General features: G+C 39.6%; 16 protein-coding genes, 1 tRNA gene and 1 other RNA gene. 1 reads left to right on the top strand and 17 read right to left on the bottom strand.

What is annotated here, in order from left to right:
• Positions 1–81 precede the first annotated feature (81 nt).
• Positions 82–2,715, bottom strand: coding sequence for a DNA polymerase I (gene polA / locus M1G12_RS09570; RefSeq protein WP_247949826.1), 2,634 nt, complete (start codon positions 2,713–2,715; stop codon positions 82–84).
• A 147-nt stretch (positions 2,716–2,862) separates the two neighbouring features.
• Between polA and M1G12_RS09575 the strand changes: the two genes are divergently transcribed.
• The gene (locus M1G12_RS09575; protein ID WP_247949827.1) at positions 2,863–3,762 is read left to right on the top strand and encodes an Rpn family recombination-promoting nuclease/putative transposase; all 900 of its coding nucleotides are present in this window, start codon (positions 2,863–2,865) and stop codon (positions 3,760–3,762) included.
• Positions 3,763–4,063: 301 nt separating this feature from the next.
• On the opposite strand, the gene M1G12_RS09580 is transcribed toward M1G12_RS09575, so the two are convergent.
• The 16 genes from M1G12_RS09580 to M1G12_RS09655 all read right to left on the bottom strand — a co-directional run bounded on the left by M1G12_RS09580 (position 4,064) and on the right by M1G12_RS09655 (position 17,266).
• A complete protein-coding gene (locus M1G12_RS09580; RefSeq protein WP_247942603.1) occupies positions 4,064–4,501 on the bottom strand; it encodes a hypothetical protein in 438 nt (145 codons plus the stop codon).
• Entirely contained in the window at positions 4,502–5,116 is a 615-nt protein-coding gene (locus M1G12_RS09585) for a Panacea domain-containing protein (RefSeq protein ID WP_247942602.1), read from the bottom strand. It abuts the gene before it with no gap.
• 425 nt (positions 5,117–5,541) lie between these two features.
• Positions 5,542–6,867, bottom strand: a complete 1,326-nt coding sequence (locus M1G12_RS09590) for a nucleoside triphosphate hydrolase (RefSeq protein WP_282186076.1) — start codon at positions 6,865–6,867, stop codon at positions 5,542–5,544.
• Between the two features lie 143 nt (positions 6,868–7,010).
• A complete protein-coding gene (locus tag M1G12_RS09595; RefSeq protein WP_239822405.1) occupies positions 7,011–7,901 on the bottom strand; it encodes an alpha-2-macroglobulin in 891 nt (296 codons plus the stop codon).
• Between the two features lie 373 nt (positions 7,902–8,274).
• Positions 8,275–9,246, bottom strand: coding sequence for an Rpn family recombination-promoting nuclease/putative transposase (locus M1G12_RS09600; protein WP_247949828.1), 972 nt, complete (start codon positions 9,244–9,246; stop codon positions 8,275–8,277).
• 118 nt (positions 9,247–9,364) lie between these two features.
• Positions 9,365–10,333, bottom strand: a complete 969-nt coding sequence (locus M1G12_RS09605) for a ribose-phosphate diphosphokinase (protein WP_000010158.1) — start codon at positions 10,331–10,333, stop codon at positions 9,365–9,367.
• 145 nt (positions 10,334–10,478) lie between these two features.
• Positions 10,479–11,294, bottom strand: coding sequence for a PrsW family intramembrane metalloprotease (locus M1G12_RS09610; RefSeq protein ID WP_049547057.1), 816 nt, complete (start codon positions 11,292–11,294; stop codon positions 10,479–10,481).
• A 24-nt stretch (positions 11,295–11,318) separates the two neighbouring features.
• Positions 11,319–11,816: a beta-class carbonic anhydrase gene (locus M1G12_RS09615; protein ID WP_004237611.1), complete on the bottom strand. Its 498-nt coding sequence runs from the start codon at positions 11,814–11,816 to the stop codon at positions 11,319–11,321.
• 72 nt (positions 11,817–11,888) lie between these two features.
• Positions 11,889–13,250, bottom strand: a complete 1,362-nt coding sequence (gene radA / locus M1G12_RS09620) for a DNA repair protein RadA (RefSeq protein ID WP_077804517.1) — start codon at positions 13,248–13,250, stop codon at positions 11,889–11,891.
• Between the two features lie 13 nt (positions 13,251–13,263).
• Complete coding sequence (locus M1G12_RS09625) at positions 13,264–13,821, bottom strand: histidine phosphatase family protein (protein WP_247949829.1); 558 nt, start codon at positions 13,819–13,821, stop codon at positions 13,264–13,266.
• Positions 13,781–14,224 (bottom strand): dUTP diphosphatase, encoded by a 444-nt coding sequence (locus M1G12_RS09630; protein ID WP_000701987.1) that lies wholly within the window; start codon positions 14,222–14,224, stop codon positions 13,781–13,783. Before M1G12_RS09630 ends, M1G12_RS09625 begins: the two co-directional genes overlap by 41 nt.
• A 56-nt stretch (positions 14,225–14,280) precedes the next feature.
• Positions 14,281–14,378: signal recognition particle sRNA small type (gene ffs, locus M1G12_RS09635), an RNA gene on the bottom strand.
• A gap of 32 nt (positions 14,379–14,410) precedes the next feature.
• Positions 14,411–14,878: a tRNA adenosine(34) deaminase TadA gene (gene tadA / locus M1G12_RS09640; RefSeq protein ID WP_049499058.1), complete on the bottom strand. Its 468-nt coding sequence runs from the start codon at positions 14,876–14,878 to the stop codon at positions 14,411–14,413.
• A 199-nt stretch (positions 14,879–15,077) separates the two neighbouring features.
• Complete coding sequence (locus M1G12_RS09645; protein ID WP_001832534.1) at positions 15,078–16,364, bottom strand: adenylosuccinate synthase; 1,287 nt, start codon at positions 16,362–16,364, stop codon at positions 15,078–15,080.
• A gap of 233 nt (positions 16,365–16,597) precedes the next feature.
• Positions 16,598–16,831 carry a sigma(X)-activator ComW gene (comW, locus tag M1G12_RS09650; protein WP_000941923.1) on the bottom strand — a complete coding sequence of 78 codons (234 nt, stop codon included), beginning with the start codon at positions 16,829–16,831 and terminating at the stop codon, positions 16,598–16,600.
• Positions 16,832–17,192: 361 nt separating this feature from the next.
• A tRNA-Asn gene (locus tag M1G12_RS09655) sits at positions 17,193–17,266 on the bottom strand.
• Positions 17,267–17,347: the final 81 nt, after the last annotated feature.

Below are 17,347 nucleotides of genomic sequence, written 5' to 3' on the forward strand. Positions count from 1 at the left end.
ATCAAAAAAGAAAGGACAAATTTCGTCCTTTCTAGATCTTAGCTTTTATTCAACCCACTACAGTTGACAAAGAGCCCCTTTTTATTTAGCCTCGTACCAGGTTGCCCCTTCATTTTCATCTGCGATAAGGGGAACACTGAGTTGAATGGCTTCTTCCATGGTTTGTTTGACCAATTTTTTCATCTCTGCCAATTCAGATTTAGGAACTTCAAGAACGATTTCATCGTGCACTTGCAACAGCATCTTAGTCTGATAACCACCTGCAACCAAGGCTTTATCCAGCTGAATCATGGCAATCTTGAGAATATCTGCCGCCGATCCTTGGATAGGAGAGTTGATAGCTGTCCGCTCCGCAAAACCACGAATGTTGAAGTTGCGCGAATTGATATCTGGCAACTCACGACGACGCTTAAAGAGGGTCTCTACATAGCCCTTATCACGCGCCTCACGCACCACTTCATCCATGTAGTTTTTAATACCTGGGAAGCGTTCAAAGTAGGTATCAATGTAGGCTTTGGCCTCCTTACGGCTAATGCCCAAATTATTAGACAAGCCAAAGTCTGAAATTCCATAAACCACTCCAAAGTTGACAGCCTTGGCATTGCGACGGTCGTTTGCAGTCACATCCTCAGGACGCTCAATGCCAAAGACCCGCATGGCTGTCGAAGTATGGATATCTGCTCCCTCTTGGAAAGCCTTTATCAAGTGCTCATCCTTAGAAATATGCGCCAAAACACGCAATTCAATCTGTGAATAGTCCGAGCTGAGAAGGACGCTATCCTCCCACTCTGGTACAAAAGCCTTCCGAATAAGACGCCCCTGCTCCAAACGCACAGGAATATTTTGCAAATTTGGATCCACACTAGACAAACGCCCAGTCTGGGTCAAATCCTGCACATAGCGAGTATGAATCTTGCCATCAGCCAAAATCCAGTCCTGCAAACCAATCACATAAGTAGATTGAATCTTAGCAATCTGACGATAGTCTAGGATTTTCTTAACAACCGGAGTAATAGGAGCTAAACGCTCCAAGACATCCACCGCTGTCGAATAACCTGTCTTGGTTTTCTTAGTGTACTCTAGAGGAAGTCCCAATTTTTCAAAGAGAAGGACACCCAACTGCTTAGGCGAGTTGATATTAAACTCCTCACCAGCCAGTTCATAAATCTCCTGAGTCAGTTTTTCAATGACAAGCTCATTTTCAGCCTGCATCTCAAGTAAGGTCTCTTTCTTGACCGTAATACCAGCAATTTCCATCTTGGCAAGAACAAAAGCCAGAGGTTGCTCCATATCATAAAGAAGCCCTAATTGCCCATTTTCGCTAAGTTTTTCAAGCAAAATAGGCTCAGTCTCAACCAAAACAGCAAGCTTACGTGCCAAATGTTCTAAGAATTTCTCGCGTTCAGGAATGGCCTTCTTGACTCCCTTACCATAGAAAGTCTCATCATCAACCAAATAAGTCTGACCATAAAGACTAGCAATAGTCGCAATTTCATTGTCCTCCACAGTCGAAAGGAGATATTTAGCCAAACGGCTATCAAAAGCAGGCGCCTGCAAATCCACACCAAAACGATTCAAGAGAACTTTAGCCTTCTTAAAGTCATAAACTCTCAGAGGTGTTTTTTCTAAAAAGTCCTTGAAAATCGGCTCTTGCAAAAGTTCAAGCTTGTCTGTAGCATAGAGCTTTTCCCCACAAGACCAGGCGAAACCAACCAAATCATCCGCATGGTAATTCTCACCAAAAAGCTCAAAATGGAAGATAGACTCTTCACTCAGCATATCTTGACTAATTTGGTCAACGATAGTAAAATCCAAACTCTCAGCCACATCAGCTGACGACACATTTAAAGCCTGTTTGAGCTGTTTGAAGCCCATCTCATCGTAGAATTTTCCAAGATTTTCCACATCTGGACCGCTATAGACCAAATCCTTTAAACCAAGCTCAATCGGTGCCTTGGTATCAATGGTCGCTAGTGTTTTAGACAAAAAGGCCTGTTCCTTATCATTGATGAGATTTTCCTTCATTTTAGAAGCCTTCATCCTATCGATATTTTCATAAATTCCCTCAAGCGAACCATGCTCCAGCAAGAGCTTGATACCCGTCTTTTCACCGATTTTGGTTACTCCAGGGATATTATCCGACTTATCACCCATGAGCGCCTTGAGATCGATAAACTGAGTCGGTGTAATGCCCATCTTTTCCATGAGATAGTCTGGCGTAAAGGCCTCAAACTCAGCCACACCTTTCTTGGAAATTTCAACCACCGTATGCTCATCCGTCAGCTGAATCAAGTCCTTGTCCCCACTGACAATGGTAATATCAAAACCATCTTGCTCAGCTAACTTATCCAGTGTCCCAATAATGTCATCCGCCTCATACTGAGCCAACTCATAGTGACGAATCCCCATATGATCCAGTAACTCACGAATGAAGGGAAATTGCTCACGAAACTCATCCGGAGTCTTAGCCCTACCACCCTTATAATCTGCATACATCTCTGTCCGGAAGGTCGTCTTTCCCGCATCAAAAGCCGCCAAAATATGACTCGGCTCAACCCGCTCCAACAAATGGCTCAACATCAACTGAAAACCATAAATCGCATTGGTATGCAAACCAGCCGCATTCTTAAAACGGTCCAACTGCTGATAGAGGGCAAAAAACGCCCGAAAAGCAACAGAAGACCCATCAATCAATAATAATTTTTTCTTATCCATACACCCATTATAAAGGAAAGCAGGGAAAAATACCATTGGGAAGAGCCAGACCGAGTATTTTTCATCCTTTTTCCGAATAAATAGATAGAGCCAGAGAATCCAGTAAACCTAGATTTGAAAATGTGCTATAATGAAAGGAGAAAGAATATGGCATTACGTCATCCAGGCATCAGCCCGACCAATGATTTGGTTGCTAAGAAAATCTTTAGCAATCCAGAAATCACTTGTCAATTTATTCGCGATATACTGGACTTGCCAGCCAAAAATGTGACCATTTTGGAGGGAAGTAACATTCACGTCTTGCCTTCCCTACCGTACTCGGCACAGGATTTCTATACCAGTATAGATGTTTTAGCAGAGTTGGACAATGGCACGCAAGTAATCATTAAAATTCAGGTGCATCATCAGAACTTTTTCATTAATCGTTTATGGGCTTACCTGTGCAGTCAGGTCAATCAAAACCTAGAAAAAACTCGTCAGCAAGAGGGCAATACTCACCAGAGCTATAAACATATCGCACCAGTATACGCTATCGCAATCGTGGATAGCAACTACTTCTCAGATGACTTGGCTTTTCATAGCTTTAGTATGCGTGAGGATACGACAGGTGAGGTTTTAACAATTACAAACAACGGTCAGGAAAACCATCTAGTCAAGATGGCATTCTTGGAACTAAAAAAATACAGAGAAACCAGCAAAGACAAGATTCGCAAGCCGTGGTTGGAGTTTTTCGGGAATAAGCCCTTTACCCAACAACCCGAGCGAGCCATCAGTCAGGCAGACCAACTGCTGGACTACAAGAGCTGGTCCGAGGAGGACAGGAAAATGTTTAGTGAACAACGCAGACGCGAAGAACAAGCCTTGTTAGCACAGGACTATGCCTTGGAACAAGCTGAAGAAAAAGGCTTAGAGCGTGGGAAAGTTGAAGGAAGGGAAGAAGGGAAACTTTTTGCCTTCTTAGACATGGTTCGCCAAGGTCTCCTGACTTCCGAGGTTGCCAGCCAGCAGTTGGGCATGACAGTCGCTGAATTTGAGGCGTTGTTATAAGTTTATAGAAGTATTTTAGCAGTCACGGCGTACTTTTATAAATTCAATCCACTATAATTCCAACTAGATCGTTTAAAACGACTATTGGAGAGCACTTGACTAAATTTATAGTTCATACCTCTATTTTATCATTTTTTGTTTCGCAGGAAGTCTAATGAAATTCTATGTTTGTGACCTATATAGTCATAAATTCAATTAATTGATAGCTTTTAAAAAACATATAAAAACTAAGTCATATTATTACTAAATGACTTAGTTTTTATATGTTTGTAAGGAAATAATTAAATTGTAACAACAAAAGTTAATTTTTACTTGTTAAAACATTATTCCAACTAATAAAGTCATTGAATGAGATTGAATAATTAGTATGTTTGCCTTCACTCTTTAATTCTTCTATTTTAGAAGTTATTATAGAGCGTAAGCTCTGACTAATATTTCGATTCTTAAATGCGTGTAATTTGGCAGTCTCATCCAATGTAATAGTATACGACTTGCTACAATCAATAAATGATGGTACTCTAAATCCATTGTTAGTTTGATCATCATTTATAATTAACACAATTTCTGGATTACTGGAACCATCAGGAGAATAAACTCTGTTTTCTTTACCGAAAATACTAGAAATAGAATAAAATTCAATACTCGAATTGGCAATATAATTACCGACAAACAATTGATGAGGTACTATAGTCCCTGTAGGGTCATTTGGAAATTTTACTCGCGCAATAAATATATCCATTTATGAAAACACCAACTCTCCATCCAATATTTCTAAAAAGATTGGGAATTCTGTTGCCCCCACCTGCTGAAGTACTTTCAAATAATCTTCCGATGTCAAATCAATATCATCGTAGTATAGATATGTATTTCCGTTAATAACTTCTTTGTGTAGATTTTCCAAATCAACTGTCTGATAGACTGAGTATAAATTTTTCATATAAGCAATGATTGATGAATTCAATTTTTGAAAGTCTAAACATTCATTTCGAGATGCATCTCTCCAAATGTTGTGTAGATGCGTTTCCTCACTTAGCTCGTTAGATGTTTTATTTCCATAAATAAAATTAACAATTTGAATAATTGTTTTTTCTTTATCAGAGACTATATTTGTCTCACACTCGCTATTAGAGATCAAATCATTGTATCTAAATTCTTTATAAACATCCCTAATAACCGGACCATTATCCCAACGCTCGAAAGAATTGTTAATTAGATTTTCTTTAAATACTGAAAAGTACATTAAGCTAGAGAAATATAGTAATTTATTAAGCTTCAAATTGTTATCATAATTCCCAACTCTTAGATCAGGATTGATTGAAAGAACATATTTGGCTAAAACCATTGTATCTATCATTCTCTGAACCTCCTTTAAATTTTTTGATCTATTTTAAATAGATCGTAAATTTGTAAAAACACCAATACCGCATTCACTCTTTATTTCTTCGGAATTGTATCATATACCTGTTTCAAATATATAGTTTTTTTAACATTTTGTCAATTATTTTATCTATTTTGGTTTTAGATATTATGATATAAAGTTGTAAGAGAACTACATACAATAACATTTATTTAGTTGTATAGGTCAAAAAATCTACAGAGCAATTTCATTATTACATATGCTATGATTTACTTTAGTTATCTCAGAATTATGGTAATGAGCTATTGATGTGGAAATGGTTTTCGAAAACAAGAATCTAAGCCGACAGAAGCGAGATGGACTAAAAGTCACATAACAAAAAACTAGGAGAAAAATCTCCTAGCTACAGAAATAAATTCAAACTACACCCACTCACCATTAGCATTTACATAGTAACCGTTAACTGTAGTGCTTACTGCAAGGGCACCTGAACTATAGGCATAGTACCATTTACCACCTACTTGGAACCAACCAGTTACCATAGCACCTGAGCCTTTAAGGTAATACCAAGTACCACCAACTTTAGCCCAGCCAGTTTCCATAGCACCTGAACTGTTTAGGTAGTACCAAGTACCACCATCTTGCAACCAGCCAGTTTCCATAGCACCTGAACCATTTAGAAAGTACCATTTGTTACCATCTTTGATCCACCATTTTTGCATCACGCCTTCAGCATTAAAGTAGTACCATTTACCACCGTCTTTAAGCCAGCCAGTTTGACGTTTACCTTCTTTATTAACATAAATCCATTGATTATCAACTTTATTCCAGCCAGCTTTTGTATTAGAATCATCTGTCAAGAAGTAGGTTTTACCATCAACAGTGATTTCACCGAACTTACGTTCACCTTCTTCAGTAACATAGTAATACTTGTCGTCAGCACCTTTGATAAGGCCTGTCTTACGGTCACCTTCTGCAGTGATGTAATACCATTTACCAGCGCTATCTTTTACAATACCTGACTTGGTTGTGCCATCTTCAGCAAAGAAATACCATTTAGTACCTACCTTATGAGCTCCAGTTGTCATAACACCGTCTTTGACAAAATAAGTTTTTCCATTTTCAGAGATAATCTCTGTCTTACGAGCTCCATCTGACACAAAATAATAGGTTTTTTCTCCTACTTTAATGAAACCAGTTTTCTTAACACCTTGTCCGTCTAGATAGTAACGTTCAGATGTGTTTTCAATGACACCACGTGCCATAACACCTTCACTATCAAAGTAGTAAGTTTTACCATCGACACTTGCCCAACCTTTTACTGGGTTACCTTTATAGTAAAGATAACGGTTTCCTGCTGACTCACGCCATTTTACGTCCTTGTCAGATGTTTTATATCCCTGAGTATTTAACTCACTCACTGGAGCATCTGGATCATTTGCATGATCTTCAATTTTTGTTCCTTTTTCAACAAACAAATAGTATTTTCTTCCACCTTCAACATAGGCACGTTGAAATTCAAAGCCTTCAATTGTCGAATGTTTAGAGATCGGCTGGTTACCGTCTTCATAAAAAACTGTCTTACGTTCTTGTGAACGACCATTAATCACTGTGACCCACTCAGTTCTATAAACAACTTCTTCAGCACTTACTGAACTAGCAGTTGTAGCAGAATAACTTGTCAAAACTACTCCACTTGCCATTGTGACACTAGCAAGAGCTAGAGCTAAAGCTTTTTTATTTTTCATGTAAAGATTCTCCATTCTTAAAATTTAGCTACTATGCTTCTCTTTATTGTATCTTATTTTTACAAAAATTCTAAGAAAAACTGAACTTTTTATGAAAAAAATAAAAAGCAGAAGAAATCTTCTACTTTTTTGATTAAACTAGATTATTTAACCCATTCACCGTTTCCGTTTACAGTGTAACCACCCACAGTAGTGTTAACTGACAATGCACCTGAACCGTCAACGTGGTACCATTTATCTTTTACTTGGAACCATTGGCTAGCTTTCATAGCACCTGATGCTTCAAGGAAGTACCATTTACCACCGTCAAGCAACCAACCTGTTTGCATTTCGCCTGAACCGTTTAGGTAGTACCAAGTGTTACCATCTTTAACCCACCATTTTTGCATTACGCCTTCAGCGTTAAAGAAGTACCATTTACCATCAATTTGTTTCCAGCTAGTAGCTTTTGTTCCTTTTTCATCAAGGACATAGCTCCATTGACCTTTAGTATCTTTAACCCATCCTTTAGCAACTTGAGTACCTTGGTTAGCTTGGTCTTCACTGATACGAGTATTACCAGGTTTATTGTCTTCTACTCCATCAACATCGTTATAGTATTTACCCTCTGCAATTGCAGTAGCACGATATTGCTCTTGCAATTTTTGAACGTAACGATTTTTTACTTTACTGTAAATATCTGCAAATGTTTGATTTGATTTTTCTTTCGCTGCTGCAATGTTTGCTTCTAAAGCTGCTTTTTTATCAGAAAAATCATGTCCTGAATAGCCTGAATATAAGAAATCTTGTAATGCTTTCTCTGCATCTGCTAATGATTTGTTACCTTGTTCTTTAAATTGGCGCTCAGCGTCAGTGCGAATTTCAGAATCATGGAAGGCTACTTGACGGTTAGCTTCTTCAGCAATATCGCGTTCAGAAACATATTTCTTTTGAAGCAATTGGTTAGTTGAAGCTGGGTTCTCACCATTTGCAAAAACAGGTGCAACTGTAAATACAGCAAGTGCTGCTGCGCTTGTCAATAAAACTTTTTTCATCGTTTTATCTCCTTCATTTTTTATTATATATTTTTTCGTAAGACTATCTTACTACCATACAGTATATAAATATTTGCAGGATTTGTCAAGGGTTTTCTTCTAGTTTTTAAAGTTTTTACCCATTTTTAGAAAAAAAGTGAAAAAAACATTTTTGTGAGAAAAATACCCGTCAAATACCGCATTTTTCAAGTGAAAATCTCACAAACTTATAATCCTTGAGTAAAATCATTCATATCTAATCCACATAGACAGTTGGACAGAACTCACGTCTATGGTATTATCTTATAAACACTTCTAAATGTCAAGTAAAAATGGCAAGTTTATTGATAAGAACTTGCCATTTCATCAACTTTCTACTATTTAAAATATGACCTTATAGCAAGGCCTCAAACTCTGCGACCGTCATGCCTAATTGCTGACTGGCTACCTCTGGTGTCAGAAGATTTTGTCGAACCATGTCTAGGAAAGCAAAGAGTTTTCCTTCTTCCCTTCCTTCAACTTTCCCACGCTCCAGTCCCTGTTCAATCCCCTCAGCTCGTCCACGCTCTAAACCTTTTTCAATACCTTGTTCAATACCTTGTTCCAGCCCCTCTGCCCTAGCTGTCTCCAAGGCATAGTCCTGTGCTAACAAGGCTTGTTCTTCTCTCATACGTAGTTGACTAAACATTTTCCTGTCCTCCTCGGACCAGCTCTTGTAGTCCAGCAGTTGGTCTGCTTGACTGATGACTCGCTCGGGTTGTTGGGTAAAGGGTTTATTCCCGAAAAACTCCAACCATGGCTTGCGAACCTTGTCTTTGCTGGTTTCTCTATATTTTTTTAATTCCAAGAATGCCATCTTGACCAGATGATTTTCTTGTCCATTATTGGTGATAGTTAAGACCTCACCTGTCATGTCTTCACGCATACTAAAGCTATGAAAAGCTAAATCATCTGAGAAGTAATTACTATCCACAATTGCGATAGCGTATACTGGTGCGATGTGTTTGTAACTCTGGTGTGTATCACCTTCACGTTGGCGAATTTTTTCTAGGTTTTGATTAACCTGACTGCACAGGTAAGCCCATAAACGATTAATGAAAAAATTCTGATGATGAACTTGGATTTCGATAATAACCTGCGTGCCATTGTCCAACTCTGCCAAAACATCTATACTGGTATAGAAATCCTGCGCTGAATAAGGCAGGGAAGGCAAGACGTGAATATTGCTTCCCTCCAAAATGGTCACATTTTTGGCTGGCAAATCCAGCATATCGCGGATAAATTGACAAGTGATTTCTGGATTACTAAAGATTTTCTCAGCAACCAAATCATTGGTTGGGCTGATGCCCGGATGTCTTAGAATCATCCTCTTCCTCCTTTTATTATACCACAGTTTTAAATCTAGGTTTCCTAGATTCTCTGGCTCTATCTATTTATTCGGAAAAGAGATGAAAAAAACCTGAGAATTATCTCAGGCTTGAGCATTAAATCTTTTTCTCAATACTGAAAAGTGGAGAAAGTGGGCGTTTTTCATGGATACGTACAATAGCATCACCTAGGAGATGAGCGATTGAAATTTGCTCAATCTTATCGATCAAACGCTCTTCTGGCAGATAGATGGTATCCAAAACAACCAATTTCTTAATAGCTGATTTTTGGATATTATCCATAGCAGGGCCAGAAAGAACTGGGTGCGTACAGCTTGCATAGACTTCAACAGCACCAGCTTCCGCAAGTGCATCTGCCGCATGACAAATCGTTCCAGCAGTATCAATCATATCATCAATCAAGATACAAGTCTTGCCTTCGACCTTACCGATGATGTTCATGACTTCACTAGTATTCATCTTATCAACGCTACGACGTTTATCAATAATAGCGATAGATGTTTTCAAAAATTCTGCCAACTTACGGGCACGAGTCACCCCTCCATGGTCTGGGCTGACAACCACATAGTCAGAACCAACCATGCCACGACGCTCAAAATAATCCGCAATCAGAGGAGCCCCCATCAAATGATCCACAGGAATATCAAAGAATCCTTGAATCTGCGCAGCATGCAAGTCGATGGTCAATAAACGATCCACTCCAGCTACTTCAAGCATATTTGCGACAAGTTTTGAAGTGATTGGCTCACGCGCTCTCGCCTTTCTATCCTGACGTGCATACCCATAGTAAGGCATGACAACATTGACAGATTCTGCACTCGCACGCTTCAAAGCATCCACCATAATCAAAATTTCAAGCAGATTGTCATTTACAGGCGAGCTAGTTGATTGTAGAATAAAGACGTGTTTCCCACGGATTGATTCTTCGATGTTGACCTGAATCTCTCCATCTGAAAATTGGCGAACACTTGATTTCCCCAACTCTATCCCAATCTCCTGCGCCACACGTTCTGCCAATTCTTTATTAGAAGAAAGGGCAAACAGCTTTAAATCAGAAAAAGACATGATTTCCTCCGGTATATATGTATCACTTGTGCTTTTCACAAGATTTTCCATCTACCATTGTAGCGCTTTTTGCACTATTTTTCAATCAAAAATAAAAGAAGGGCACCATATTTGTACCCTTGCCATCAGTCTTTTGAGAAATATTCTAGTTCATCAACTCATTGTGCTTCTCAACAAAGCGATAAGCCTGATAAAAACCATAGAGAGTAATAGCCGTAACCACTGGAATCGCTAACGGCAACTCTGTCTCCAATTCTACAAAAGGAGAGTTAAACAAGAAATGAGTTCCCAAGGCTAAACCTAGGAAAATAAGGCCCTGTTTCTTGCCAATCTTTTGTCCTTTATAGGCTCTGTAAAGCAAGTAAACACCTACTACAGCCAGACCTGAAAAAGTCCAGTGAGAGGCAATTCCTGAGATGATACGCTCTAAAATTCTCGAAATAGTAAAGTCAAATCCCTCTGGCAAATCCGTACGGATATAACCAATATCCTCAATCATTTGGAACCCCAAACCAGAAGCAATTCCTAGTAAAAACAAAGATTTTAACTTTCGCACAGGAATCAAAGCTAAAACAAAGACAAGTGGCAACAATTTCAAGGGTTCTTCTACCAAAGGAGCCACAATAGCACTTTCAAAAGCATTTAAAAATGCACTATCTGGGAAAAGAACGCCCAGCAAATCATGGATATAGGTATTAGCAAAGCTAGACAACCAGCCTGAAAGGAACATCCCACCCAATAAAGACAAGATCAAGGCGTTCTTTGGCAATTCCCATTTTTTCCCAATACGGAAAAGGAAATAAAGAGCTGGAATCATGTAAAAGAGAGCTAGAAAGATAGAAACTCCCATTAGTCCATATTCCGAACCTGACATCGAACCGTCCGTATAGTAGATGGTTTCATACTGTACACCAATACATAGCAATAAGATAAAAATAAATAAAATACTGTTTTTCTTCATACACTTTCTTTCTAAATGAAGTATTTATAATTCTACGACTGTCATACTTCCTGTATCCACATCGTAAATGGCACCAGAGATTATCACATCATCTGGTATTAAGGGAGACTCGATAAGGAGTTGCATATCCTCACGTACACTCTCCTCTATATCTTGAAAGGGCAAGAAGTCCTGGTCTGACACATCGACACCTAGTTCCTCCTTCAGATACTCCTGAAAAGGACCATTTTCAAAGGTCTGAGCACCACAGTCTGTATGGTGTAACACCACAATCTCTCTGGTCCCCATTTGCTGCTGGGAAATAACTAGCGAACGAATCATGTCCTCAGTCACTCGACCACCTGCATTCCGCAATATATGAGCATCCCCAAGTGCCAATCCCAGAGCTTGCGCAACGTGCAAACGTGAGTCCATACAGGTCACAATGGCTACTCTGGTTTTAGGTTTAAGTGGCAGATTTAACTGCCCATGTAGGGCAACATAAGCCTGATTGGCTTGCATAAACTGTTCAAAATACGACACGATTCCCTCCTCGAAAATTTGATAGTCAAATATTTCTCCTATCTTATCATTTTTAAGAGGATTTGTCACGGATTATGCAAAGACCTTTTTCAAAACTTCCTGAATCGTTGTTACTCCAATGACCTGAATTTCCTTAGGCGGAGTGATTCCTGTCAAGGAATTTTTCGGTACATAGATTTTTGTAAATCCAAGCTTAGCAGCTTCATTGATGCGTTGCTCGATACGATTCACGCGCCGAATCTCTCCAGTCAAGCCTAACTCTCCTACAAAACATTCCTGAGGATTAGTTGGCTTGTCTTTATAACTCGAAGCAATGGCAACTGCAACGGCCAAGTCAATGGCAGGTTCATCCAATTTGACACCGCCAGCAGATTTGAGATAGGCGTCCTGATTTTGCAAGAGAAGACCTGCCCGCTTTTCCAAAACAGCCATAATCAAGCTAGCACGGTTAAAATCAAGTCCTGTCGTCGTACGCTTGGCATTTCCAAACATGGTCGGTGTTACCAAAGCCTGAACCTCCGCCAAAATCGGACGCGTCCCTTCCATAGTTACAACGATTGACGAACCAGTCGCCCCATCCAAACGCTCTTCTAAGAAAACTTGACTCGGATTGAGTACTTCAACCAAGCCACCCGACTGCATCTCAAAAATACCAATCTCATTAGTGGAGCCAAAACGGTTTTTGACCGCTCTTAAAATACGGAAGGTATGGTGGCGTTCCCCTTCAAAGTAAAGCACCGTATCCACCATATGCTCCAACATACGAGGACCAGCCAAGGTTCCTTCCTTGGTCACATGCCCTACGATAAAGATGGCAATGTTATTAGTTTTGGCCAGCTGCATAAGTTCCGCTGTCACCTCACGCACTTGAGAAACAGACCCCTGCACCCCTGAAATCTCAGGAGACATAATAGTCTGAATGGAGTCGATGATGAGGAAGTCTGGCTGGATGCGCTCCACTTCAGCTCGAACACTCTGCATATTAGTCTCTGCATAGAGATAAAACTCGCTATCAATATCTCCCAAGCGCTCTGCTCGCAACTTGATTTGCTGGGCAGACTCCTCCCCACTGACATAGAGAACAGTCCCCACTTGAGACAGCTGGGTTGAGACTTGTAAAAGAAGGGTTGATTTCCCAATTCCAGGATCCCCACCGATAAGAACGAGACTTCCCGGTACCACTCCGCCTCCAAGTACACGGTTGAATTCCTCCATCTCCGTCTTGGTTCGATTGACGTTGATTGAAGTCACCTCAGCCAGTTTCATGGGCTTGGTTTTCTCACCTGTCAAGGACACACGCGCATTCTTGACCTCGGCAACCTCAACCTCTTCTACAAAAGAAGACCAAGACCCACAGTTGGGGCAACGCCCCAGATATTTAGGTGAATTATACCCACAATTTTGACATACAAATGTCGCTTTTTTCTTTGCGATGATAAACCTCTTTCTATATCTCTAACTCACACTCAATCACTTGGCAAAAATCAATCTTCTCATTTGGCACAAACTGGAGCATGAGCATTCGATGAGCAACAACTACCACAGTCTGATGTTCTCGATACTTAAACATACATTCTAGAAAACGAGACTTCATCTCTTCAGCTGTCTCATATTGAATAGGACTATTAGGAAGTAACTCCCCCTTATTTTCTAGAAACATGGTACGAGCTTTTTCAAAATTATCTGTGCCACTTTCATAGACCTGCCATTCATGTAATAAAGGCTCTACTCTTAAAGGAAGACCCGTAGCACAAACCACATAAGATGCCGTTTCTAAAGCTCTTGTGACTGCAGAAGATATGATTATTTCAGCTGAAGTGAGTAAAGGATTGGTGCTCAGTTCCTGAGCTTGCTGCCGTCCCTCCTCAGACAAGGGTGCCAAATCTATCCCAAATCCTGTATAAGAACGCTCCTCTAACTCACTATAATCTGGCTCCCCGTGACGTACAAAAATTATCTTCATCCTAGTGCCCAGTCGATCCAAATCCACCAGTTCGAACACCATCAGCCGCATCTCCATCTGCAATTAAGAAAGGAGCAAAGACAGCCTGGACAACACGTTCTCCAACTTCAAGAACAACCTCTTGATCTGTGATATTCTTCATCTGTGCAAAAATATGCCCTTCATTCCCAGGATTTCCATAATAATCCCCATCAATGACCCCAACTGAATTAATTAAAACCAAGCCCTTTTTACGAGGGTTTGAAGAACGATCATAAAGGTAAAGAACCTCAGTCGGTTGCATATAAGCCTTAACCCCTGTCGGAACCAAGACAATCTCTCCTGGCGCAATAACCGTACGCACAGCAACCTTTAAGTCGTAACCAGCCGCATGCGCTGTCTCACGCTTGGGCAATAAATTTTCATCTGTAAAACTAGAAACCAATTCAAAACCACGAATTTTCATCATCTTCTCTTTTCTATTATCATTTATTCTAGATTATTCTATCTTATTTATTCGGAAAAAGCACGAAAAAAAGAGCACACAATTCAAATCGCTTAGGGCTGCTGGATTCCTCCCCTGACCCGCTTCACGCAGAACTGTTGCTCCACTATTTATTATATCACATTCCTATTCATTTTAAAAGCAAAATTATTTTTTCCGTCTATTTCTAAAAAAGTCCTGCATAATAGCTGCGCATTCATCTTCCAAAATTCCCGTTTCAACCTCCACACGATGATTGAGACGCTCATCTGTCAAGATATCGTACAAACTCCCAGCAGCGCCAAATTTCTGGTTTTTAGCCCCATAGACCACGTTTGGAATACGGGCGAGTCCAATTGCCCCACTACACATGACACAAGGCTCAATGGTCACAAAAAGCGTGCAATCCAGCAAGCGCCAACTCTCCTCACTCAGGTTCGCATACTCTATGGCCATAATCTCCGCATGCATAACCGCTCGCTGCAGTTCCTCACGCGCATTATGCCCACGGCCAATGATTTCTCCGTCCTTGACAATCACACAACCAATTGGAATTTCATCGTGTTCAAGAGCAATCTCAGCCTCTTTCAATGCCTCTCTCATAAAGACTTCTTTTTCTTCAACTGTATAATTCATCCGTTTCTCTTTTCCTACTTATCGATTTTATTATTATATCATGAATCCCAAGACAAAAAAAGCCACCGAATGCGGTGACTTTATAGGGAGATTATTATGAAAAAGAAAAGTTTAGGATATTTGTTACAACAAGTTAGGAGGTCTTCTTGTAACTGTCTATAGTATACCCGACCTATCTTAAACAAATCTTAAAAATCTCTTAGGACCAAACACTTTCTAAAATATTTGTTTGTTCACGACCAGGACCTACTGAGAAAGTAGAAATACGAACGCCAACCAATTCACTCACACGACGAACATAGTTACGCGCATTCTCAGGAAGATCTTCCAAATTACGAACTCCAGTAATATCTTCTGACCAACCTGGCAACTCTTCATAGATAGGCTTGCAACGTTTCAATTGCTCAAGACTAGCTGGATAGTAGTCAATACGTTGACCATCAAGATCATAGGCCACACAGATTTTCACTGTATCTAAACCACTCAAAACATCGATAGAGTTCAATGAAAGATTAGTAATACCAGAAACACGACGACTATGACGCATCACAACTGAGTCAAACCAACCCACACGACGTGGACGACCAGTTGTTGTACCATATTCATGACCAACTTCACGGATACGTTCTCCCACTTCATCAAACAATTCAGTTGGGAAAGGACCGTCTCCTACTCGACTCGTATAGGCTTTACATACACCTACAACCTTGTCAATCTTACTTGGACCAACACCAGAACCAATCGTAACACCACCAGCCACAGGGTTTGATGACGTAACAAATGGATACGTACCTTGGTCTATATCTAGCATAACACCTTGTGCACCTTCAAAAAGCACACGTTTACCGTTATCAAGCGCATCATTCAAAATAACAGATGTATCTGTCACATATTTCTTAATTTGTTGACCATATTCGTAATATTCTTCAAAAATATCATCGAAAGCAATTGCTTTACTGTCATACAATTTTTCAAAAAGACGATTCTTTTCAGCAAGGTTACGTTCTAAACGCTCACGGAAAATGTCTTTATCCAAAAGATCCGCGATACGAATTCCCACACGAGCAGCTTTGTCCATATAAGCTGGACCGATTCCCTTGATTGTAGTACCAATCTTATTGTCGCCCTTAGCTTCTTCTTGCAAACGATCTAACTCGATATGATAAGGCAAAATGACATGCGCGCGATCAGAAATACGCAAGTTATCAGTTGTAACACCTTCCTCATGAAGATAGCTCAACTCTTTCACAAGAGATTTAGGATTTACAACCATACCATTCCCAATAACAGAGATTTTTTCAGGGAAGAAAATCCCAGATGGAATCAAGTGCAATTTAAACTTCTTGCCATCAATCACAATCGTGTGACCTGCATTATCACCACCTTGGTAACGCGCAATCACTTCTGCATTCGCTGAAAGGAAGTCTGTAATCTTCCCTTTACCTTCATCACCCCATTGGGTACCTACAACAACAACTGAAGTCATAATCTTGTCTGAGCCCTCAGGCTCTTCCTTTCTCACATACATGGCAGGACTCTCACCTGCAATTATATCTTACAATTTATTATAAGAAAAAATCGCCTTTTTATCAAGAAGAAACAATAGAAAGATTTGCTATTTCCAACTATTAAAAAATGTTTTAGAAAAAATTCCGGCTATTTATCATTATTTTTCCACAAAAAGTAAAAGTTGTTCGGAAATTAACTCATACTGTCTCATCAAGCAACAAAACCCTGTTTCATTATCAATTTTTCAAGATACAAACGATAAGCAACACGATAATGGTAAACAATAAAATCCCGATGACTCACAATACGATATCGGACAAGATAATAAATCAAAAACTTAAAATGAACATGTTCCCAATCAAAATTATCACCCAAGAACATACCATACTCTTCTTCAATATTTCTATAAAAATCCATCATCTGATCATAAATACTTTGTAGCATAAATATATACTCCTTTTCTTTTTATGACCTTATTCTAACAAAAAATTATAAACAGTTATTATAAAATCCTGAATTGCTCAAATACCAACCTCAAAAAGATAACAAATAGGAAAAGTTGACAGAATAGGAACAAATATACTACCTAAATTTCAAAAACTAAGATAATGGAAGCGGAAGGATGCGAACCCCTCGAAGGATCATATTTACAGTCCGCAACGTTTAGCCTCTTCGCTACCCTCAATTAAAGTACTAAAAAGATCTCCTTGATCGAAAACGGAGGGCTCTGAAACTTTACTCAAAATAACACTAAATAGATTATTAATTACAAAAAAAGAGGCCTAAACCTCTTTTTTCTTAACTACTCCGCCAGTAGGACTCGAACCTACGACATCATGATTAACAGTCATGCGCTACTACCAACTGAGCTATGGCGGATTAAAGCTAAGCGACTTCCATATCTCACAGGGGGCAACCCCCAACTACTTCCGGCGTTCTAGGGCTTAACTTCTGTGTTCG

It is taken from the genome of Streptococcus mitis, from assembly GCF_023110375.1.
Classification (GTDB): Bacteria; Bacillota; Bacilli; order Lactobacillales; family Streptococcaceae; genus Streptococcus; species Streptococcus mitis_CI.